General features: G+C 73.5%; 16 protein-coding genes and 4 pseudogenes. 11 read left to right on the forward strand and 9 right to left on the reverse strand.

Features of this window, described 5'->3' with window-relative positions; genetic code table 11:
* Positions 1 to 171: pseudogene (locus BJF83_RS30760) on the forward strand (hypothetical protein); the annotation flags it as partial.
* A gap of 184 nt (positions 172 to 355) precedes the next feature.
* On the opposite strand, the gene BJF83_RS00340 reads toward BJF83_RS30760, so the two are convergent.
* Positions 356 to 2056, reverse strand: coding sequence for a thiamine pyrophosphate-dependent enzyme (locus tag BJF83_RS00340; RefSeq protein WP_262391199.1), 1701 nt, complete (start codon positions 2054 to 2056; stop codon positions 356 to 358).
* 75 nt (positions 2057 to 2131) lie between these two features.
* Between BJF83_RS00340 and BJF83_RS28100 the strand changes: the two genes are divergently transcribed.
* Positions 2132 to 2266 carry a hypothetical protein gene (locus tag BJF83_RS28100; RefSeq protein ID WP_262391200.1) on the forward strand — a complete coding sequence of 45 codons (135 nt, stop codon included), beginning with the start codon at positions 2132 to 2134 and terminating at the stop codon, positions 2264 to 2266.
* A 573-nt stretch (positions 2267 to 2839) separates the two neighbouring features.
* Here the strand turns inward: BJF83_RS28100 and BJF83_RS28105 are convergent.
* The 3 genes and pseudogenes from BJF83_RS28105 to BJF83_RS28110 all read right to left on the reverse strand — a co-directional run bounded on the left by BJF83_RS28105 (position 2840) and on the right by BJF83_RS28110 (position 4609).
* A complete protein-coding gene (locus BJF83_RS28105) occupies positions 2840 to 3202 on the reverse strand; it encodes an alkaline phosphatase PhoX (protein WP_262391218.1) in 363 nt (120 codons plus the stop codon).
* A gap of 94 nt (positions 3203 to 3296) precedes the next feature.
* Positions 3297 to 4466 (reverse strand): annotated as a pseudogene (locus tag BJF83_RS00345) (PhoX family protein); the annotation flags it as partial.
* Positions 4463 to 4609 (reverse strand): hypothetical protein, encoded by a 147-nt coding sequence (locus tag BJF83_RS28110; protein WP_262391201.1) that lies wholly within the window; start codon positions 4607 to 4609, stop codon positions 4463 to 4465. The gene BJF83_RS28110 and the pseudogene BJF83_RS00345, both read right to left, overlap by 4 nt.
* A gap of 177 nt (positions 4610 to 4786) precedes the next feature.
* Here BJF83_RS28110 and rpmG point away from each other — a divergent pair, with 177 nt between their 5' ends.
* From rpmG to BJF83_RS00365, 4 genes and pseudogenes are all read left to right on the forward strand, one after another.
* On the forward strand, positions 4787 to 4951 hold the full coding sequence (gene rpmG / locus BJF83_RS00350; protein ID WP_075924714.1) for a 50S ribosomal protein L33: 165 nt from the start codon (positions 4787 to 4789) through the stop codon (positions 4949 to 4951).
* A 19-nt stretch (positions 4952 to 4970) separates the two neighbouring features.
* A complete protein-coding gene (locus tag BJF83_RS00355) occupies positions 4971 to 5213 on the forward strand; it encodes a type B 50S ribosomal protein L31 (RefSeq protein WP_075924715.1) in 243 nt (80 codons plus the stop codon).
* Between the two features lie 49 nt (positions 5214 to 5262).
* Positions 5263 to 5604 carry a 50S ribosomal protein L32 gene (rpmF, locus tag BJF83_RS28115; protein ID WP_075924716.1) on the forward strand — a complete coding sequence of 114 codons (342 nt, stop codon included), beginning with the start codon at positions 5263 to 5265 and terminating at the stop codon, positions 5602 to 5604.
* Between the two features lie 70 nt (positions 5605 to 5674).
* Positions 5675 to 7989 (forward strand): annotated as a pseudogene (locus BJF83_RS00365) (lysylphosphatidylglycerol synthase domain-containing protein).
* Positions 7990 to 8005: 16 nt separating this feature from the next.
* Here BJF83_RS00365 and BJF83_RS00370 read toward each other — a convergent pair.
* Positions 8006 to 8368 carry a hypothetical protein gene (locus tag BJF83_RS00370; protein WP_143831730.1) on the reverse strand — a complete coding sequence of 121 codons (363 nt, stop codon included), beginning with the start codon at positions 8366 to 8368 and terminating at the stop codon, positions 8006 to 8008.
* A 253-nt stretch (positions 8369 to 8621) separates the two neighbouring features.
* On the opposite strand from BJF83_RS00370, the gene BJF83_RS00375 reads away from it, so the two are divergent.
* On the forward strand, positions 8622 to 8978 hold the full coding sequence (locus BJF83_RS00375; protein WP_075924718.1) for a hypothetical protein: 357 nt from the start codon (positions 8622 to 8624) through the stop codon (positions 8976 to 8978).
* Positions 8979 to 8982: 4 nt separating this feature from the next.
* On the opposite strand, the pseudogene BJF83_RS00380 reads toward BJF83_RS00375, so the two are convergent.
* Positions 8983 to 10776, reverse strand: a pseudogene (locus BJF83_RS00380) (acyl-CoA dehydrogenase).
* A gap of 145 nt (positions 10777 to 10921) precedes the next feature.
* Between BJF83_RS00380 and aroQ the strand changes: the two are divergent.
* Together aroQ and BJF83_RS00390 are read left to right on the forward strand one after the other, a co-directional pair.
* Positions 10922 to 11389 carry a type II 3-dehydroquinate dehydratase gene (gene aroQ / locus BJF83_RS00385; protein ID WP_075924719.1) on the forward strand — a complete coding sequence of 156 codons (468 nt, stop codon included), beginning with the start codon at positions 10922 to 10924 and terminating at the stop codon, positions 11387 to 11389.
* Between the two features lie 68 nt (positions 11390 to 11457).
* Positions 11458 to 12804 (forward strand): TIGR01777 family oxidoreductase, encoded by a 1347-nt coding sequence (locus tag BJF83_RS00390; protein ID WP_075924720.1) that lies wholly within the window; start codon positions 11458 to 11460, stop codon positions 12802 to 12804.
* Between the two features lie 244 nt (positions 12805 to 13048).
* On the opposite strand, the gene BJF83_RS00395 is transcribed toward BJF83_RS00390, so the two are convergent.
* The 3 genes from BJF83_RS00395 to BJF83_RS00405 all read right to left on the reverse strand — a co-directional run bounded on the left by BJF83_RS00395 (position 13049) and on the right by BJF83_RS00405 (position 16994).
* The gene (locus BJF83_RS00395) at positions 13049 to 15370 is read right to left on the reverse strand and encodes an FdhF/YdeP family oxidoreductase (RefSeq protein WP_075924721.1); all 2322 of its coding nucleotides are present in this window, start codon (positions 15368 to 15370) and stop codon (positions 13049 to 13051) included.
* A gap of 136 nt (positions 15371 to 15506) precedes the next feature.
* Positions 15507 to 15983: a YbaK/EbsC family protein gene (locus BJF83_RS00400; RefSeq protein WP_075924722.1), complete on the reverse strand. Its 477-nt coding sequence runs from the start codon at positions 15981 to 15983 to the stop codon at positions 15507 to 15509.
* A gap of 213 nt (positions 15984 to 16196) precedes the next feature.
* On the reverse strand, positions 16197 to 16994 hold the full coding sequence (locus BJF83_RS00405; protein ID WP_075924723.1) for a siderophore-interacting protein: 798 nt from the start codon (positions 16992 to 16994) through the stop codon (positions 16197 to 16199).
* 867 nt (positions 16995 to 17861) lie between these two features.
* Between BJF83_RS00405 and BJF83_RS00410 the strand changes: the two genes are divergently transcribed.
* Positions 17862 to 19265, forward strand: coding sequence for a family 2B encapsulin nanocompartment shell protein (locus BJF83_RS00410; protein ID WP_075924724.1), 1404 nt, complete (start codon positions 17862 to 17864; stop codon positions 19263 to 19265).
* 35 nt (positions 19266 to 19300) lie between these two features.
* Positions 19301 to 20665: a family 2 encapsulin nanocompartment cargo protein terpene cyclase gene (locus BJF83_RS00415; RefSeq protein WP_083678352.1), complete on the forward strand. Its 1365-nt coding sequence runs from the start codon at positions 19301 to 19303 to the stop codon at positions 20663 to 20665.
* The last annotated feature ends 90 nt before the right edge of the window (positions 20666 to 20755 follow it).

Genomic DNA, 20755 nt, shown 5'->3' on the forward strand with positions numbered 1-20755 from the left:
ATGCGTGGGGGCGAGGTCGTGGAGTTGGGCGACAGCGACAGTGTGTATGAGTCGCCGTCCTCGGAGTACACGCGTCAGTTGCTGGGGGCGGCGCCGGTGCTGGATCCGGACGAGGCTCGGCGCCACCGCGCCGAACGCGTCGAGCGGCGCGCGGCGCAGCAGTCCGTCTAGCGAGACGCCGATCGTCCAGCGACGCCGGCGGCGGGACTCCACGCCGCCGGCGTCGTCGTCGCTCCGGACCTCGGTCACCGCCTCGCGGTGCCAGGCGCCGAGGACGTCCGGGACAGCGCCCTGGTCGGCCTCGTGGAACAGTCGGCGTCCACGTCGGCTCGGTCCCGGTACCCCGACGTCGGCCTCACCGTCGGTCGGCGGACAGCAGCCGTTCGGCGGCCTCCTCGATCGCCTCCTCGCTCAGCAGCACCCGGTCGGCGGCCGGGCCCAGGGGAACGAAGCTGTCCATGCTGTTCACCCGCCCCAGCGGGCCGTCGAAACCCGCGTCGACGAGTTCGGCGAGCACCGACTCGGCCACGCCCCCCGTGCGGCGGGTCTCGTCGACGACCAGCACACGGCCCGTGGCCTCGGCCTCCCTGCGCAGGTCGGCGACGGGCAGCGGGGCCAGCCAGCGCAGGTCCAGCACCCGGGCGTGGACCCCGCGTTCGGCCAGGCGGCGTGCCACACGCAGGCACATGGGCACCCCGTTGGCGAACGTGACCAGGGTCAGGTCGGCCCCGTCGCCGTAGGTGCGGGCCCGGCCGAGCCGGACGTGCCCCGCCTCCCAAGCGTCCGGCGCGGGATAGGGCGCCAGCCACCCGCCGTCGCCCGGCTCGTGCAGGTCACGCGTGTGGTACAACGCGATCGGCTCCAGGAAGACACAGACCCGGCCGTCCTCGCGGGCCGCCGCCACACAGGTGCGGAGCATGTGGGCGGCGTCGTCGGCCCGCGCGGGCGAGGCGATCACCACGCCCGGGATGTCCCGCAGCGCGGCCACCGAGTTGTCGTTGTGGAAGTGCCCGCCGAAGCCCTTCTGGTAGGCGTAGCCCGCGATGCGCACCACCATCGGGTTGCGGTACTGGCCCCGGGAGAAGAAGGACAGCGTGGCGGCCTCGCCGCGGATCTGGTCCTCGGCGTTGTGCAGGTAGGCCAGATACTGGATCTCGGGGATCGGCACGAAGCCCGCGAGCGCCGCTCCCAGGGCGGCGCCCAGGACGCTCTGCTCGTCCAGCAGCGTGTCGAAGACCCGGCGCGCCCCGAACCGCTTGCGCAGCCCCTTCGTGACGCCGTACACGCCGCCCTTGCGGCTCACGTCCTCGCCGAACACCAGCACGTCGCGGTCACGGCACAGCAGGTCGGCCAGTGTGCCGTTGACGGCCTGGGCGAGGGTCAGCGGCCCCTCCTCCTCCGGCGGCGGCCCCGTGAGGGCCCGTCGTCGTTCGGCCGCGGGCGCGGTGCGCGCGGCGTCGGCGCGCACCTCCTGGGGGCGGTGCGGCGCGAGCGGTGCGGCGATCTCGGCGGCCGACCGGAGCCTGGGCCGGGAACACGCCTTCTCGGCGAGCTCGGCGACCTCGTCGCGGACGCGGTCGTAGCGGTCGATGACCTCCCCGGGGGTGAGCACGCCGGAGGAGACGAGCAGGCGTGCGGTGCCCACGAGCGGGTCGCGCTCCAGGCCCGCCGCGATCTCGGTCCGGCTCCGGTAGGCGGACTCCACGTCGGACCCGGCGTGCCCCATGAGCCGGACGGTCCGCAGCCGCAGGAACGCGGGCGCCCGGTTCCGGCGCACCCAGTCGGCGGCGTGCGCCGCCGCCGACAGCGCGTCCGAGGGGTCGCCGCCGTCCGCGGTGAAGTAGCGCAGGCCCGGCCGGTGGCCGTAGGCGCTGTCGATCCACTCCGTGGGGGTGCGCACGCTGATCCCGATGCCGTTGTCCTCGCACACGAACAGGACGGGCATGGGGATGCCCTGGTGCGCCGAGTGCAGGGCGGCGTTGATCGCGCCCACCGCCGTGGAGTGGTTGGCCGAGGCGTCGCCGAAGCTGCACACCACCACGCGTCGGTCGGCCATGCGTTGTCCACTCCGAGCTGGGCGGCGCGTTCGATGGAGAAGGCCAGGCCCACCGCCCGTGGCAGGTGCGAGGCGATGGTCGAGGTCTGGGGGATCACGGCGGCGGGTCTGCTGCCGAAGACCTTGTGCCGACCGCCGCTGATCGGTTCCTCCGTGGCGGCGACGACGCCGAGCAGCACGTCCCACAACGGCTGCTGTCCGGGGAGCTGACCGCTGCGGTACAGGAAGAAGGCGCCGGAGCGGTAGTGCAGGAGCGCGGGGTCGCTGGGGCGCAGTGCGGCGGCGACCGCGGCGTTGCCCTCGTGGCCCGAGGATCCGATGCTGTAGAAGCCCTGTTTCCTGGCTCCCAGTTCGCGGGCGGCGAAGTCGAGCTGTCGGCTGCCCGCCTGGGCGGTGAAGATCCGCAACAGCTCGTCGCCGGTGACCGGGCTGTCGGGCGTGATCGGCGCCGCCGGCGGGCGCGGCTCGGCCGGGGGCAGGGCGGTGACCGCGTCCCGGAAATGCCGGTCGACGGCGGCGGGGCCGCCTGTGTCGCTCATCGGGTGGAGTCCTCCGTGTCGATCGAGGGGCACGCCGCAGCGGCCGACGTGCGTGTGTTCGTCCACGATCGTTCCCACCGGGCCCGTGTGCCAAGACCCCCGGCGTGCTCAGGTCCGCACGACGGAGCACGCCAGGCCCCCAAACACGACGAGGACCTCCTACGAGGTCCTCGTCCACCCGGGATGAACCGGGGTTGTGTGGCGCGTCCGGCGGGGCTCGCACCCGCGGGCGCCGGAAGAGCGGTCAGGTCCCGATGATCCCGCCGTCCTCACGCCGCACCACGACGACGGCCGAGCGGGGGCGGCCGTCGCCGTCGTGGCCCGGCCAGTTGCTCACCGCCCTGGGGTCCGCCGCCGTCGGTTCGCCCAGCGGCGATCCCGACCACCCCGGTCCCATCACGGTCACGAACAGGGTGCGCTGGTCGGGCGCGGCGCTGACCCCGGAGATCCCGCTGCCGCGCGGCCCGGTGAGGAACCTGCGGATCCGACCGGACTCGGGGTCCGCGCAGAGCAGGGCGCTGTTGCCCAGGGCGGCGCGCTGCTCGTCGGTGCCCAGGCGCGGGACGTCGGTCGTGATCCACAGCCGCCCGTCGTCTCCGACGTGCACGCCGCCGGGCGCGCCGAACGCGGCCCGGTCGCGTCGTCGTCGCGCCGGGCCGGGCGAACTCGCGCCAGCTCATCACGGTGGCCCCGGCGTCGCCCGCCCCCTCGGTCCACGCCAGCACCCGGCCGCCGCCGTCCGCGCGGGCCTCCGGCACGTACACCTCGCCCGTCACCGGGTGCACGGTCGGCCGTCCGGGTGCCCGGAGTTGGGCCGCGCCCACGGCGAGAGCCGCCTCGCGTGCCCTCAGGAGCACGTCGGCCTGGTCGTGGAAGCCCTCGGTGAGCCCGTCGACGCCGTGTTCGAGCCGGAGCCAGCGGCCGGTGCCGTCCGTGTCGAAGCGGGCGACGTAGAGCGTTCCCTCGTCCAGCGGGCTGACGGTCGCGGTGCGCACCTCCCGCCAGGGGTGCTCGCCCACGAACTTGTACACGCGCGCGTCATCGGTCATGTAGACGACCGCGCGGCCGCCTGACTCGGTGACCGCGGCGCCGTTGAGCGCGAGTCGGCCCAGGGCGGTGCGCTTGACCGGGGGCGTGACCGGGTCCCAGGGGGAGATCTCCACCGCCCACCCGAACCGGTAGTGCTCGTCCGGTGACGCGGCCAGGTCGAACCGGGGTTCGTGCCGGTGCCAGCCGTAGGCCGACCCGTGGGCGGCCAGTCCGTAGCAGCGGTGGATCCGGGAGGAGCGCCAGTCCCGGTCCTCGGTGCCGAAGGCGTCGGCGAGGGTGCTCTCACCGGTCAGGTAGGTCCCCCAGGGGGTGACCGCGTGCGCGGTCCCGCCGAGTACCCCGCGTGCCCCGGCGCCCCCCGCCAGGATGTCGTGTCCGTGCAGGGGGCCGGAGAAGGTGACGTGCGAGGAGGGGGTGATCCGCCGGTTGACGTCCGTTCCCACGGCTCGCCAGCGGCCGTTGGAGAACCGGACGCGCAGTACCGTCGCGCCCAGGGAGACCATCTCCTTGGCCGTGCGTTCGGAAGTGGCGGCGCGTCCGCCGTCGGCGTGCAGCAGCACCGGGTCGGCGGCGGCGTGGTTGATCACGAGCAGTCCGTTGCGGGCGCCGTCACGGCTGGGGTTGACGGGGAAGTAGTGCAGTCCGGAGTGCCCGGTCCCGACCTGGAGCCGGGCCTCGGCCGAGGGGTTGGAGGCGTCGGGGCGCCACTTCGGGCCGAAGGAGTGCAGCGGCGCGCCCCAGGGGGCGATGACCTGTGCGGTGTAGCCGTGCGGGACAGTGACGCCGTCCGTGCGGCCGATGGGCACGGGGGTGAAGGTCACGTCGGCGCCGTCCGCGGGCGCGCGTGGGCGGGGGAGAACGGGATCCCGGCCAGTGTGGCGGCGGCGAGTGTGCCCAGCCCGGCGCCGGTGCACAGGGCGGCCCTGCGACTGGGGTGCGCGTCGTCGTTCGTGTGGTGAGCCATGGCCCTCTCCTCGTCCCGGAGTGCCGTCATCGCGGCCCCGAACCCTGCTTTCCGTGATGAGAGAAACACACTCGGTCCGGAATCGGGCGCACGTCGTGTTCGATCTGCGTGTCGTGCAGAGCCAAAATGGAAACGGTTATCATTATGTTCGAACGACGGGCCCCGAAGGAGGCATCCATGGCACGCAACGACGTCCGACCCGTCGTCAAGCTCCGGTCGACCGCCGGGACCGGCTACACCTACGTCACCCGCAAGAACCGCCGCAACACCCCGGACCGCCTGGTCCTGCGCAAGTTCGACCCGCGCGTGCGCCGACACGTCGAGTTCCGCGAGGAACGCTGACCCGCCGCCAGGAGGCGACATGAGACCCGGAATCCACCCCGAGTACCACCCCGTGGTCTTCCGCGACCGCGCGGCCGACTCCGCGTTCCCCACCCGGTCGACCGCCACCAGCGACACGACGGTCGAGTGGACCGACGGGCGGACCTACCCGCTCGTCGACGTCGAGATCTCCAGCGCCAGCCACCCGTTCCACACCGGCGCCGCCCGGGTGGTGGACGCCGCCGGACGCGTGGAGCGCTTCAACCGCAGCTACCGGCGCTGACCGCGCGGGCGGAGGCACCGCCCCCGCACCCCGCAGGAAGGATCCTTCGATGGCCGTACCCCAACGGAAGACGTCTCGTGCCAACACGCGCACCCGCCGCGCGCAGTGGAGGGCCGCCAAGCCCGAACTGGTCCCCGTGACCATCGCGGCCGTGACCACCTCGTCCCCCGCCACCTCGTGCGGGCCCACCGGCGCGGCCTGCTGCCCGCCCCCCGGTAGACGTCCGCGTCCCCGGGACGGGCCGCCCACCCGTCCCGCACCCGCAGCCGGTCTCCGGCCCACCCACCGCGCGACCAGCGGAGCTCCGGGCGCCAGAATCGAAACGCCGACCGCGAAACGCCCCGCCACGTGGTCGGCCAACCACCACCGGTCGGGCACCCTGGGGGCGTGACCACCCCAAACCACGCGCAGACCCCCAGCCCGGGCCCCCACCCGCGCGCGCCCCGCGCCACCCCGTCGACCTGCTCGTCGGCACGGTCGGGCTGCTCGCCGTCGCCGCGATCCTGCTCGCCGCACGCGTGCTGTCCGACGGCGATCCGGTCGCCGGACCGGCCGAACTGCGCGCGCTGCTGCCCCTGGGGCTGCTCCTGCTCGTCGCCGTGGGCGCCAACCTCCTGCTCATCGTCCTGGTCTGCTTCGTCGTCCTGCGCACCCTGCTGCACGGCCGCGTGCGTGACCTCGCCCGCGCGGTGGCGGCGGCGGTCAGCGCCTACGCCCTCGCGTCGCTGATCAACGCCGCGCTGGTCGCGCTCCTGGGCTCCCGCGAGGTGCTGGACACCCTCACCGGCATCCCCGACGACGTCTTCACCAACGCCACCCTCGGCTACGTCGCCGCCGCCATCTCCTTCACCCGCACGATGCCCACCGGCCAGCCCCGGGTCCGGGCCCTGCTGTGGACCGGCGTCGTCCTCGTGGCCGGGTGCGCCCTGCTCGCTCTGGTCACCAGCGTCCTCGCGCTCGTGCTGACCGTTCTGGTCGGTCTTGTGTGCGCCGCACTGGCCCGCTACGCCGTCGGGGCGGGCCCCGCGCCGCGCGCGGAGGGCCGCATCCACGCCGAGATGCACCGGTTCGGCATGACCGCCACCGACATCCGCCAGGCGGGCACCGACGACGAGGGCAACCCGCGCCACGTCGCCGACCTGGCCGACGGCACCCGCGTCGAACTGGCCCTCATGAGCTCCGAGAACACCGCGGGGTTCTGGCGACGGCTGCGCGACCTGCTGCTCCTGCGCGGCCCGGTCGCCCCCCAGATGCTCTACGGGGTGCGGCGCCGCGCCGAGCACGCCGCGCTCATGAGCTTCTCGGCCCGCGCGGCGGGCGTCACCGTCCCCCGCGTCCTCGCCGTCGGCGAACTGGGCCCCGGCACCGTCATGCTGGCCCGCGAACTCCTGCCCGTGCGCACCCTCGACACCCTGGACGAGGCCGAACTCACCGACGACCTGCTCGACCGCTGCTGGTCGGCGCTGGGCGCGCTGCACCGCCGCCGCATCGCGCACGGCAACCTCAGTCCGGCCGCCGTCGGAGTCCTCGACGACGGGCACGGCGCCGTCGCCTGACCGGGGTCGACCGGGGTGCCGTCGCCGCGCACCAGCTCAAGACCTCACTGGACACGGCCGCCATGGTGACGCTGCTCGCGCTGCGGGTGGGGTCCGAACGCGCCGTCGCCTCCGCCGTGCGCGCCCTGGGCGTGCCCGCGGTCGCCGCCGTCCTGCCCCTGTTCCAGGCCGCCGGCCTGCCCTACCCCCTGCGCGAGCGCGTGCGCGCACGGTCGGATCTGCTCGGCCAGCTGCGGGCGCGCGTCGTCGAGATCGCCCCCGAAGCGCCCGCCGCCCCCGCGCGGTTGGAACGGATGCGGCCCCGCACGATCGTCAGCGTCATCGTGGCGACCGTCGTCGGACTGGTCCTGGTCTACCAGCTCGCCGGCGTCGACCTGCGGGGCATCGGCGACGCCGACCCGGGGTGGACCGCCGCGGCGTTCGCCATGGCGACCCTGTGCATGGTCGCCGGAGCGATGGTCCTCATCGGCTTCGTCCCGATCCGGCTGCCGTGGTGGCGCACGGTCCTGGCGCAGTACGCGGGCTCGTTCGTGCGGATCGCCGCACCCGCCGGGCTGGGGTCGATCGCGATCAACAGCCGGTTCGTGGTCAAGGCGGGCGCGCCGACGCCGCTGGCGCTGTCGGCGGTCGGCCTGAGTCAGCTCGTCGGGTTCCTCGTGCACGTGCCGCTCCTGCTGGTGTGCGCCTACCTGACCGGCACCTCCTACTGGACGGGCTTCACCCCCTCGCCGACCGTCATCGGCGTGAGCATCGCGGGCACGGTCGCCGTCGGCGCGGTCCTGCTGCTGCCCGGACTGCGGCGCGGGGTGGTCGACCGGGTCGGGCCCTACCTGCGCGGCGTGCTGCCCCGGCTGTTGGACACCCTCCAGCGCCCGGTCGGGCTCATGCTCGGCCTCGGCGGGACGGTGCTGTTGACCGCGGGTTTCGTGCTGTGCCTGTACTTCTCGGTGCTCGCCTTCGCGGGGCCGGAGACGGGGGTCAGCCTGGTCGCCGTCGCGGTGGTCTTCCTGGCGGGCAACGCCATCGGGTCGGCGGCTCCCACCCCCGGCGGCCTGGGCGCGGTGGAGGCGGCGCTGATCGGCGGGCTGACCACCGTGGCGGGAGTGCCCGCGGCGGTCTCCCTGCCCGCGGTGCTGCTGTTCCGGGTGCTCACGTTCTGGTTCCCGGTCCTGCCCGGCTGGGGCGCCTTCTCCTACCTGCAGCGACGCGAGGCCGTCTGAGGCCGCGCGGGACGCCTCAGACCCCCTTCTCCAGAGTGGCGATCGCCCGGGAGAGCACCGACTCGAACTCCCGCGCCGCCTCCGCGCGTGCCCGCTCGGCGAGTTCCGCGCGCTGCTGCCCGACGCAGTCGGTGTCCGCCGGGACCTCGACGCAGGCGTCGCCCAGCTCCGCCGTCGAGACCTGCGGGGCGGGGTCCAGGTCCAGGGACACCAGGACGAAGCGCACGTCGCCCACCCGCCCCCAGACGGCCCGGGAGAACATGTCCGCCCCGTCTCCGGTCAGGCCTATCGAGAACATGGCGCCGCCCTCGGGCAGGGAGGGCGACTCCTCCTCGGTCAGGCCGCCGTGCGTCTGGAGCGTGTCCGTGACCACCGTCATCTCCGAACACCGGTCGGGCGGGTCCGTGCCGAGGGGCGCTCGCCAGGGTCCGACGCCGCGCGCGCATGCGAAGTTCCGCCATGCCGGGAACCGGGAGAAAATCCGTTGCCGACCGGGCAGCGCCGCCCTAGCGTCGTCCCGGGGCGGCCCTTCCTTCCGAGCCTTCAAGAGCGGACACCTTGTCGGCCGCACCGCACCGTCCTGGACATCCGGAACATTCCATCCTGAACAACCACAACGTTAGGAAGACCCCGTGATCCCCGGCCACTGGAGACCGCACCGCCGCGACGAGGACGGCGAGCTGCTCGGCTACCTCGTCCCCGACGAGCGGGAGCGGCACGTGCCCGTCACCCTCTTCGGCCACCCGATGGGGGAGCCCGGCGACGAGCACGCCGCCCGCGCGGTCCTGGACTCCCACGGCCTGGCCTACCTCGCCGACCGGTGGCTGCTGTCGGTGCCCGACCAGGACGCGCCGATCAACGTGCGCATCGTGGAGGTCTCGCCGCGGCGGATGCGAGTGGCCAACGACGACGTCGGCTACGAGCGGGTCCCCCTCGGGCACGTCTTCGTGCTCGACGTGCCCGAGGCCGGCCGGCTCCGGCGCGCCTGAACCCTCAGAGCACGTCCGGCGACACGTCCAACACCGTGCGGTCCCGCGAGGCGACCAGGTCGAACCACGGTCCGGTGCGGGGGAGCTCGTGCCGGAAGAAGTACGCCGCCGCCGCGCGCTTGCCCTCGTAGAACGCGCCCTCGCGGCCGTGCGCCGCGACCAGCTGCTCCAACCACAGCCACGCGACCACCACGTGCCCCACCGCCTCCATGTAGGGGGTCGCGTTGGCCAGGGCCACGGCGGGGTCGCCGTCCGCCCACGCGTCGGCGGCGGCTCCCGCGACCCGGTCCAGCGCCCCGGCCAGGAGCTCCGCGAAGTCGGCCTCGGACCCGCCGAGCCCGTGCGCCCGCGCGACGGTCTCCCCGGCGGTCTCCAGGAGCACCCGCAGACGCGCGCCGCCGTCCAGGACCGCTTTGCGGCCCAGCAGGTCCAGCGCCTGGATGCCGTGCGTGCCCTCGTGGATCGCGTTGAGCCGGTTGTCGCGGTAGTGCTGCTCCACGTCGTACTCGCGCGTGTAGCCGTACCCGCCGTGCACCTGGATGGCCAGGCTGTTGGCCTCCAGACACCACTGGGACGGCCAGCTCTTGACGATCGGCGTCAGCACGTCGAGCAGCAGGCGCGCTCGGTCGCGCGCCTCCTCGCCCGCGGCGCTTGCGGTCTCGTCGACCAGCCGCGCACTGTAGAGCACGAGGGCGAGCGCACCCTCCACGTAGCTCTTCTGGGCCAGCAGCATGCGGCGTACGTCGGTGTGCTGCACGATCGGGACCTGCGGCCTGGTCGCGTCCCTCTCGGCGAGCGGGCGCCCCTGGAGGCGTTCGCGCGCGTAGGCCAGCGACTTGAGGTAGCCGGTGTAGCCGATGGCCGCCGCCCCCGCGCCCACGCCGATCCGGGCGCCGTTCATCATGTGGAACATGTACTTCAGGCCCTCGTGCGGCTTCCCGACCAGGTAGCCCACGGCGCCCGCGCCCGCCCGGGGTGTGCGCGCCCTCGCCGAAGTTGAGCAGTGCGTTGACCGTCCCGCGGCAGCCCATCTTGTGGTTGAGCCCGGCGGGGACGACGTCGTTGCGCTCGCCGATCGACCCGTCGGCCTCGACCAGGTACTTGGGCACCACGAACAGCGAGATGCCCTTGACCCCGGGCGGTCCGCCGGGCAGTTTGGCGAGCACCAGGTGGACGATGTTCTCCGAGAGTTCGTGGTCGCCCGCCGAGATCCACATCTTGTTGCCGAAGACGCGGTAGGCGCCGTCCCCCGCGGCCTCGCGCGCGTGGTGATGTCGGCCAGGGAGCTGCCCGCCTGCGGCTCGGACAGGCACATGGTGCCGGTGAAGCGGCCCTCGACCATGGGCCGCACCCACGTGTCGACCTGCTCCGGGGTGCCGTGCGCCAACAGCAGGCGGGCGTTGCCCAGGGTCAGGAACGGATAGACGGAGGTGGCGGGGTTGGCCGCCTGGAAGTAGGCGCTACAGGCGCTGGCGACCACGTGGGGGATCTGCCCGCCGCCGACGGAGGCGGGCATGGACATCGACCACAGGCCGGTCTCCGCGTAGACTTCCAGGGCCTTGCGGACCTCGGGGATGACGTGCACGCGTTCGCCGTCGAACCGGGGCTCGTCGGCGTCGCCGGTCCTGTTGTGCGGGGCGAAGTGGTCTGCGGCCACGCGTTCGGCGAGGTCGAGCGCGGCGTCGAAGGTCTCGCGCCCGTGCTCGGCGTAGCGGGTGCGCTCGGTGAGCGACTCCGCGTCCAGCCACTCGTACAACAGGAACCGCACGTCGCGCGCGGACAACAGGGTGGATGCCACGGCCGCCTCCTCAAGGATCTCAACCGACTGGTCGGTATGGTAGCGGCTGCGGGGAACGCGTACGAGACCGGGGTCGACGCACCGCGGGACGCAACCGTGACGCCCTAGGCTGGAGAACCCGACGACCCTGGAGGAGAACCCGCCCATGTCCGACGCCCACGACCATGCGCGCACCGTCCTGCTGCTCAACGGACCCAACCTCAACCTCCTGGGCACCCGCGACCCCGGCCAGTACGGCGCCGCGACCCTGGAGGAGGTCGAGCGGCGCGTGGTCGAGCTGGGCGGGGAACTGGGCGTGGAGGTCGTGTGCGCCCAGAGCAACAGCGAGGGCGCGATGGTCGACCACGTCCACTCGGCGCGCCACTGGGCGGGGGTGGTCCTCAACCCGGGCGCCTACGCGCACTACAGCATCGCGCTGCGCGACGCGATCGACGCCGTCGAGGCGCCCGTGGTGGAGGTGCACATCTCCAACGTCCACGCCCGCGAGGAGTTCCGCCACACCTCCGTGACCGCCCCGGTCGTCGCGGGCTACGTCGCCGGGTGCGGGGTGTTCGGCTACGAACTGGGACTGCGCGCGGTCCTGCGGCGCGACGCCGAACGCCGGTCGCGGTAGGGGCCGGGGTCCCACCCCGCGGCGCCCCGGCGGGTTAGCGTGGCCCCACGGCCAGAGCGAGGAGGGTCATGGTCTTCCGGTATTCGAGCGTGGTGCCCGCGCCACGGGACGAGGTCTTCGACTGGCACACCCGCCCCGGTGCGTTCGCCCGTCTCGCGCCGCCATGGCAGCCGCTGCGCCCGGTCCGCGAGACCGACTCCCTGAGCGACGGCACCACGGTCCTCGCCCTCCCCGGCGGCGTGCGCTGGGTGGCCGCCCACCTGCCCGAACGCTACGACCCCCCGCGCCGGTTCGCCGACCGCCTGGTCTCCCGCCCCCTGGCCCCGGTGCTGCGCTGGACGCACGTGCACGCCTTCACCGCCGAGACCGACCACAGCACCCTGGTGACCGACCGGGTGGCCACCACCCTGCCGGACGCGATGCTGCGGCCGGTGTTCGTCTACCGGCACGCCCAACTCGCCGACGACCTCGCCGCGCACGCGCGCGCCCGCGCCTGGCACGAGGACCCGGTCACCGTGGCGGTCACCGGGGCGAGCGGGCTCGTGGGACGCACCCTGTGCGCGGTGCTCACCACCAGCGGTCACCGGGTGGTCCGCCTGGTCCGACGCGCGCCGGAGTCTCCGGACGAGCGCCGCTGGGACCCCGAGTCCCCGGCCTCGGACCTGCTCGACGCCGTGGACGCCGTGGTGCACCTGGCGGGGGAGCCGTTGTTCGGACGGTTCACCGAGGCGCACCGCAGGGCCCTGCGCGACAGCCGCGTCGGTCCCACCCGCGCCCTGGCCGAGGTCGCCGCGGACACCGCCGGGGGACCCCGCGTGTTCGTCACCGCCTCGGCGATCGGCTACTACGGGCCCGCGCGCGGCGACGAGGTCCTGACCGAGGACAGCCCGCGCGGCGACGGCTTCCTCGCCGACCTGGTCGCCGACTGGGAGGACGCCGCCCGCCCGGCCGCAGAGGCGGGCCTGCGGTGCGTCCAGGTGCGCACCGGCATCGTCCAGACCCCGGCGGGCGGCGTGCTGGGGTTGCAGTACCCCCTGTTCGCCGCCGGACTGGGCGGACGGATCGGGGACGGCCGCCAGTGGCTGTCCTGGATCGGGGTGGACGACCTCGCCGACGTCTACGTCCGCGCCGTCCTGGACGCGAACCTGACCGGACCGGTCAACGGGGTGGCCCCGAACCCGGTGCGCGGCGCCGAGCACGCGCGCGCCCTGGCGGCCACCCTGCGCCGACCCGCCGTGCTGCCCGTCCCCGGCTGGGGGCCGGCCCTGCTCCTGGGACGCGAGGGCGCCCACGAGGTCGCCCTGGCCGACCAGCGCGTGGTCCCCTACCGGCTGCGCTCAGCCGGTCACGTGTTCCGCCATCCCGACCTGGCCGGCGCGCTGGCCCACCTGTTCGGTCGCCACCGACCCGGGTGAGGCCGCCCCGCGCCCACCGCCGTTCGCGGCACGGGTCGGCCTGGCGGCCCGCTCTCCTCGGCCGCGCCCTTCCTCGCGGACCCGCTCGCCCCGCGCCGCGTGCCTGCCCGGTTCTTCGACGTCATCATGGGCGGGAACCCGGCGCCGGTGGGCCCGGCGGCGCTCCGGGGGCGCCCTCACGCGTCCTCCGGGGCGGCGGCGGTGACCGGCGCCGCCTCGGCCGCCCGACGCTGACCGGCCCGGTCTAGGCCGTCGGCGGTCCCGAGTCCGCCTCGAACCGCACCACCACCGACTTCGAGGTCGGGGTGTTGCTCACCTCGGCGGTCGAGTCCAACGGCACCAGCACGTTGGTCTCCGGGAAGTAGGCCGCCGCGCACCCGCGCGCGGTCGGGTAGTGCACCACCCGGAAGTGCGGCGCGCGCCGGTCCCGGCCGTCCGGCCACTCGCTGACGATGTCGGTGTGGGCGCCGTCGGCCAGGCCCAGCTCCCGCGCGTCCTCGGGGTTGACCAGCACCACCCTCCGGCCGTCGTGGATGCCCCGGTACCGGTCGTCCAGGCCGTAGACCGTCGTGTTGTACTGGTCGTGCGAACGCAGCGTCTGCAACAGCAGCCGCCCCCGCGGGACCCGCGGCGCGTACCGTCCGTTGACGGTGAAGTTGGCCAGCCCGGTCGCGGTCGGGAACCTGCGGTCGTCGCGCGGCGCGTGCGGCAGGGTGAAACCTCCCGGGCGCCGCGCCCGAGCGTTGAAGTCGTCGAATCCCGGCACGACCGCCGCCACGCGGTCGCGGATCCGGTCGTAGTCGGCCAACTCCGACCAGGCCACCGGGCTCTCCCCGAGCACCCGGGACGCCAGGTCGAGGATGATGTCGACCTCCGAACGCATCCCCTCCGCCAAAGGCGCCAGCACCCCGTGCGAGGCGTGCACCATCCCCATGGAGTCCTCGACCGTCACCCAGCGGGGACGGCCGTCGCGCAGGTCGCGGTCGCTGCGGGCCAGCGCGGGCAGGATCAGCGCGCGCGACCCGGTGATCACGTGCGACCGGTTGAGCTTGGTGGACACGTGCACCGTGAGCCCCACCCGGCGCATCGCCTCCTCGGTGACGAGGGTGTCGGGCGTGGCCGCCACGAAGTTGCCACCCATCGCGAGGAACACCCGCACGCGTCCCCGCGCCATCGCGCGGATGGAGTCGACGGTGTCCAGCCCGTGCCCGCGCGGGGGCTCGAACCCGAACTCCGCCCCCAGGGCGTCCAGGAACGCGTCCGACGGGCGTTCGACGATGCCCATCGTGCGGTCACCCTGCACGTTGGAGTGCCCGCGCACCGGGCACACGCCCGCACCCGGCCGTCCGACGTTGCCGCGCAGCAGCAGGAAGTTGACCACCTCGCGGATGGTGGGCACCGAGTGCTTGTGCTGGGTCAGCCCCATCGCCCAGCAGACCACGATCCGCTCGGACCCGGTCACCATCCGCGCGATCCGCTCGACCAGCTCCCGCTCCAGCCCGGTGTCCCGCTCCACGCGCGGCCAGAACTCCGACTCGGGCTCGGACAGCAGCTCCCTCGCGAACTCGTCGAACCCGTGCGTGTGCGCGTCGACGAACTCCCGGTCCAGGACCTGCTCCCCGCGCCGGTCGGCCTCCAACAGCAGTCGGTTGACCGCCGAGAACAGCGCCAGGTCGCCGCCCAGCCGGATCTGCGCGAACAGGTCCGTGAGTTCGGTGCCGCGCCCGACCAGCCCCCGTGCGGTCTGCGGGTTGCGGAAGTCGCGCAGCCCCGCCTCGGGGAGCGGGTTGACCGTGATGATCCGCGCGCCGGATCGCTTGGCGCGCTCCAGGGCGGTGAGCATCCGGGGGTGGTTGGTGCCCGGGTTCTGCCCGGCCACGATGATCAGGTCGGCCCGGTGGACGTCCGCCAGGGACACGCTCCCCTTGCCCACCCCCAGCGTCTCGGACAGCGCCGACCCGGACGACTCGTGGCACATGTTCGAGCAGTCCGGCAGGTTGTTGGTCCCCAGGGCCCTGGCGAACAGCTGGTAGCAGAACGCCGCCTCGTTGCTGGTGCGCCCGGAGGTGTAGAAGACGGCCTGGTCCGGCGAGTCCAGCCCGCGCAGCTCCTCGGCGACCAGGTCCAGGGCCCGGTCCCAGGTCACGGGTTCGTAGTGGGTGGCGCCCTCGGCCAGGTACATCGGCTCGGTCAGACGCCCCCGTCGTCCCAGCCAGTAGCCGGACCGTCCGGCCAGCTCGGCGACCGGGTGAGCGGCGAAGAAGTCGGCGGTCAGGGCCCTGGTCGTGGCCTCCTCGGCGACGGCCTTGGCGCCGTTCTCGCAGAACTCCGCCCGGTGCCGCCGCTCCGGTTCGGGCCAGGCGCACCCGGGGCAGTCGAAGCCGCGCTTCTGGTTGACGGCGAGCATGGCGGGCACCCCGCGCCGCACCCCCGCGTGCTCGCCGACCTGGCGGACGCTGTTGAGGACGGCCGGGAGCCCCACGGCGCTCGTCTTGGGCGGTCCCACCCTGGGGTCGTCCTGGGCGGGATCGGGTTGGGCGGAGTACGGGTGTGCCACACACCGCATTGTCGCACCGGGACCGCCCGGGGGACAGGGCGGGGTCGGCGGCGACCGGAGACGCCCCACGGGCGTCGCGGGCCGCGCCGTTCCGGGGCGGTGGAGACCGGCCGGGCCGCGTGGGACCGCAGGGTCGAACGCGGCGTCAGTTCACCGCGACGGGCCTACCGTCGGTCATCTTCACCAGCTCGTCGAAGTCGGTGGGGAAGACGGTGTGGGGCGTCCCCCCGGCCGCCCACAGGCGCGGGTAGTCCTCCAGGGCGGTGTCCACCACGGTCTCGACCGGCGCCGGATGGCCCAGGGGCGCGACCCCGCCGATCGCCTGGCCGGTGGCGGCGCGCACCTCCTCGGCGGTCGCGCGGCGGACGCGCCCGCGCCCCAGGCGCTCGGCCAGCAGTGCGAGGTCCACCCGGTGCCGTCCGCTGGTCATGACGAGCAGGGGGCGCCCGTCCGCCACGAACACCAGGCTGTTGGCGATCGCGCCCACCTCGCAGCCGAGTGCCGCGGCGGCCTCCGCCGCGGTGCGCGTCGAGGCGGGGAGCTCGCGTACGGCCCCCCGCGCCCCGACACGCTCCAGTGCCTCGACCACTCTGCGGCTGCGCCCCGGAAGCTCCTCGGCCATGGGTGCTCCGTCCTCTCGTGTCGGTGTGCGCACGGCCGCGGCGACCGCGCGCCCCCGTTCTACCACGCGCCCGGAACCGCTTCCGGCCGCCGTCCGCGGCCGGTGTGCGGCCCCACAGCCGGGACCGCGCCACCACGGTGGCCCCGGCAGTCGTCCAGGGCGCCGCGACGGGTGGGACGACGGCGGGATCGGGCGGCAAGGACCGGTGGAGGGTCAGTCCGAGGCGGCGCGTCCGTGGCGCCAGTAGCCGATGAAGGAGATGTCGGTCTTGGGCACCGCCCGCTCGCGGACCAGGTGGCGCCGCAGCCCGGTCGACAGCGCGTTCTCCCCGGCGACGAAGCAGTAGGGGCGGCCCTCGGGCAGGTCGGCGGCCCGGACGGTCTCCAGCGCGAGGGCGCCGGGGACGGCGTGGGGGTCGGTGCGGGGGAGCCAGCGCACGGACACACCGGGCGGGGCGGTCAGCTCGCGGACGTCGTCCTCGGAGGGGACCTCCAGGTAGACCTGGGCGCGCAGGTCCTCGGGGGCCTGCTCCAGGATCGCCGCCAGGGCGGGGACGGCGCTCTCGTCGCCGACCAGCAGGTGCCAGTCACTGCCCGCGCTCGGCTGGTAGTACACGCCCTCGGCCAGGATGCCCATCTCGTCGCCGGGGCGGGCCGCGCCGGCCCAGGCGGAGGCGGGGCCCGCGTCCCCGTGGTCGACGAACTCCATGTCCAGTTCGCGCCGCTCGGCGTCGTACCGGCGCACGGTGTAGTTGCGCACGTGCGGGCGTCTGCTCTTGGGCATCGCGTACAGCTGCACGATCCACCGGCGGTCGGCGCTGGAGGGCATGTGCAGCCGGTCCTGGTCCTCGCGCGGCAGGAAGATCCGGACGAACTGGTCCCGGCCGAGGTAGGGGAAGTCGGCCAGGTCGTCACCGCCGAGCGTCACGGTGACGAAGTTCTTGCTGGTCCGCTCCGTGCGCACGACACGGGTCCGGAGCATCGCGCGATGGCTGGGCTGTTCGACGCGCACGGGGCCTCTCTCCTGTACGGGGGACGCGACCGACCACCGGTCGCATCACGTTAGGTTAGCCTAACCAACGCTGATCGTCGACGCGGGGCGACTCCCCAGCCGTCCCGGTCGGCGTTGCGCCCCCGTCCGCGACCGGCGGCACGCGTGCCTGCGCCCGGACCGACGGGGGGAGTCGGGTCGGCGGCCTCGTGCCCGGTGTCGGTGAGACGGTACTCCACGTGCGCGGGGACGACGGGGTCGGGCCTCGCGCGGAACGATCCCGTCGCCCTTCGGCGTGCGCGGCGTCCGGGCGGGCGCCTTCCGCCCGATGCCGCGTGGGCTCCGGCGGCCCAGCCTCGCCCGCCGGTCGGGGCGACGTTCTTCGCGGCATTCCTGGTGTCTTCGGATGTCGGGGGCGTATTGGCCGGAAATTGGTTTCCCATGGAGGTCCAAACCCGTGCGGTATCCCTTCCAGAAGGGGGATACTTATCCTGAAATTCACCGAAAAACGATCGCCGCTGAATCATATGGCCCCTGGGTGTCGCACGGGTGTCGGGACTGCGAAGTCGCAGGCCACAGCGGCTTTCCAGGTTCGTCGACGTGGGGGTTTCGGCTGGAGAGCGTGGCGCGGCCTCCGTGATTTGTGCGGACCGGGGAAGGGAAACGGACAGTGCGCTTCCGGATTTCTCCACCAATAATCATGAATCGCTTGTGCCTGCGCAGATGCGTCTCCTAGTGTGTCCAGCGGTTTACGGAACGCCTCTGACCAGCGAAGACATGGGTTCGGCGTGCGTGGACCGACCTTGAGCAACTCCCGTGGACCTCCCGCCGCGGCCCGAACGCGGCCGACTGCGGGCCCGCGACCGACGACGAGGAGACACAGGGCGGATGTCGATCGACTCAGCTCCTGAGGTGCGAACCGACGAGCAGCAGAGCCTGGCCACCGCGGCGGCGCGGAACCTGGCGACCACGACCAAGTCCGCGCCCCAGATGCAGGGGATCAGTTCCCGCTGGGTGCAAAGGACGCTTCCGTGGGTGCAGACCGACGGCGGCGTGTACCGGGTCAACCGGCGACTCACCTATACCGTGGGCGACGGCAGGATCGAATTCAACCAGAACGGCTCCGACGTGCGCGTCATCCCCCAGGAGCTGAGCGAACTGTCCCTCCTGCGCGGCTACGACGACATGGAGGTCCTGAACGCCCTGGCCAGCCGCTTCACCCAGCGCGAGTTCGAGCCCGGCGACGTGCTCGCCCGCGAGGGCTCGCCGGCCGACCACCTCTACCTGATCGCCCACGGCCGCGTGCACAAGACCACCGAGGGCCCCTACGGTGAGACCACCCGCCTGGGCGTCCTGGCCGACGGCGACAAGTTCGGCGAGCGCTACCTGTTGGACCACCAGCCCAACTGGGAGTTCACCGTCAAGGCCGCGACCGCGGGCACGCTCCTGGAGATAGCGCGGGACCGGTTCATCGCCCTGGTGGACGACTCGCCCAGCCTCCAGGCCCAGATCCACCGTGTGCAGAGCCTGCCCCAGCACCGCCAGAACAGCCACGGCGAGGCGGAGATCGCGCTGGCCTCCGGCCACGTCGGCGAGCCCGACCTGCCCGCCACCTTCGCCGACTACGAGCTCAAGCCGCGCGAGTACGAGCTGAGCGTCGCCCAGACGGTCCTCAGGGTGCACAGCCGTGTCGCGGACCTCTACAACAAGCCGATGAACCAGACGGAGCATCAGCTGCGGCTGACCATCCAGGCCCTGCGCGAGCGCCAGGAACACGAACTCATCAACAACCCCGACTTCGGCCTGCTCCACAACGCCGACTTCAAACAGCGCATCCAGACGCAGGAGGGCCCGCCCACCCCGGACGACCTCGACGACCTGATCACCATGCGGCGCAACACGCAGTTCATGTTCGCCCACCCCAAGGCCATCGCCGCCTTCGGCAAGGAGTGCAACAAGCGCGGCCTGCCCATCGGCACCGTGGACGTCAACGGCCACCACCTGCCCGCCTGGCGCGGCGTGCCGCTGCTGCCCTGCGGAAAGATCCCGATCTCCGCGGGCCAGACCTCCTCGATCATCGCGGTCCGTGTCGGCGAGGACAACGAGGGAGTCATCGGCCTCAACCAGATCGGCCTGCCCGACGAGGTCGAGCCCGGCCTCAACGCCCGGTTCATGGGCATCTCCGACAAGGGCATCATCTCCTACCTCGTCAGCACCTACTTCTCCGCGGCGGTCCTCGTCCCGGACGCCCTCGGCGTCCTGGAGAACGTCGAGGTGCGCCCGCGTGACTGACCGCCCGCCGCTGACAGGGAAGGAGGACTGAGACGGTGTCACTGCTGTCCCGGATGTCGGCCTCGACGGCCGCGCACGCGGCGGTCGAGCTGGTGGACGTCCTGCTCCGTGACCCGAAACGGCCCGCCAGTCCGGATCTGCTCGCTCCCCCGACCGCCCCGGCCGAGGACGGGTCCGGGGAGGGATCGGTCGCGACCCGGCTGCCCGCCGGACCCACGGGGCTCGGCAGCGCGGCGGCCACGGCCCTGCTCCCCCCGCGCGTCGCACCCGCGCCCGGCGCCGCCCACGCGGGGGTTCCCCTCCCGCGGGGGGCCGGCGCACCCGGTCGGTCGGCGCCGGGGATCCCGGTCGCGCCACCCGGGCCGGCCCTGCCGGGACGGGCCGGGCGGGTCAGGGAACGCGCGGAGCCGCCCGCGGCCGAACCGCGCCCCCGCAAGGGTCGACAGGATCTGGTGCTGTACTGCCCTCCGGCGTTGCGGGACGACCCGGCGCTGGGCGAGGAGGTCGACGACCGCCTGGTCGAGTGGGCCGAGGAGGTGGGAATCTACCCCGGCCAGCTCGACAAGGTCAGGAGGGCCGAGTTCGGGCGGCTCATGATGCTCGCCCACCCGGAGACCGACGACCCCGACCGCCTGCTGGCGGCGGCGATGTGCGGCCTGTCCGAATGGGCCGTGGACGACCACTGCGTCGACGGCGAGGTGGAGCAGGCGCGCCCGGAACTGCTCGGCCAGCGCCTGGCGATCCTCCACTCCGTCATCGACCAGGCCAACCTGCCCATGAGGTACGCGCCGCAGCTGGAGAGGGTCGTACGGGCCGACCCGGTGGCCGTCGCGCTACGCTCGGCGCTGGACAACCTGGCCACCATGGCGACGACGTCGCAGGTCCGGCGCCTGCGTCACGAGTTGGGGATCATGTTCGTCGCCTACAACCAGGAAGGCGTGTGGCAGAACCTCGGGCAGCGCCCGCCGGTCTGGGAGTTCCTCATGCACCGGCACGAGAACAGCTTCATCCCGTGCATGGTCCTCGTCGACGCGATAGCCGGCTACGAGCTGCCCTACGGGGAGTTCGCCGACCCCCGGGTGCGCAGGGCGTTCACCCTGGCGGGCACGGCCACGGTGATCGTCAACGACCTGTACTCGATGGGCAAGGAGGATCCGGGCGACTTCAGCCTGCCCCGCCTCATCGCCTCCGAGGACGGCTGCTCCCTGAGCGAGGCGGTCGGGCGGACCGTGGAGATCCACGACGAGCTCATGCACACCTTCGAGGCCGAGGCGTCCGCCCTGGCCGCCGCCGGATCACCGGAACTGCGCCGGTTCTTCGCCAGCACGTGGGCCTGGCTCGGCGGCAGCCGCGAATGGCACGCGTCGAGTGCGCGCTACCACGGCGCCAGCGAGGGCTGAACCCCTCAAGCTCCCGGGCCGCGCGCCCCGCAATCCGGCCCAGCACGATTCGGGTCGCACCCTGACACCACGACTAGGGAGAGTCTCCTA

The sequence above is a fragment of the Nocardiopsis sp. CNR-923 genome (assembly GCF_001942255.1).
In the GTDB taxonomy this organism is placed as follows: domain Bacteria; phylum Actinomycetota; class Actinomycetes; order Streptosporangiales; family Streptosporangiaceae; genus Nocardiopsis.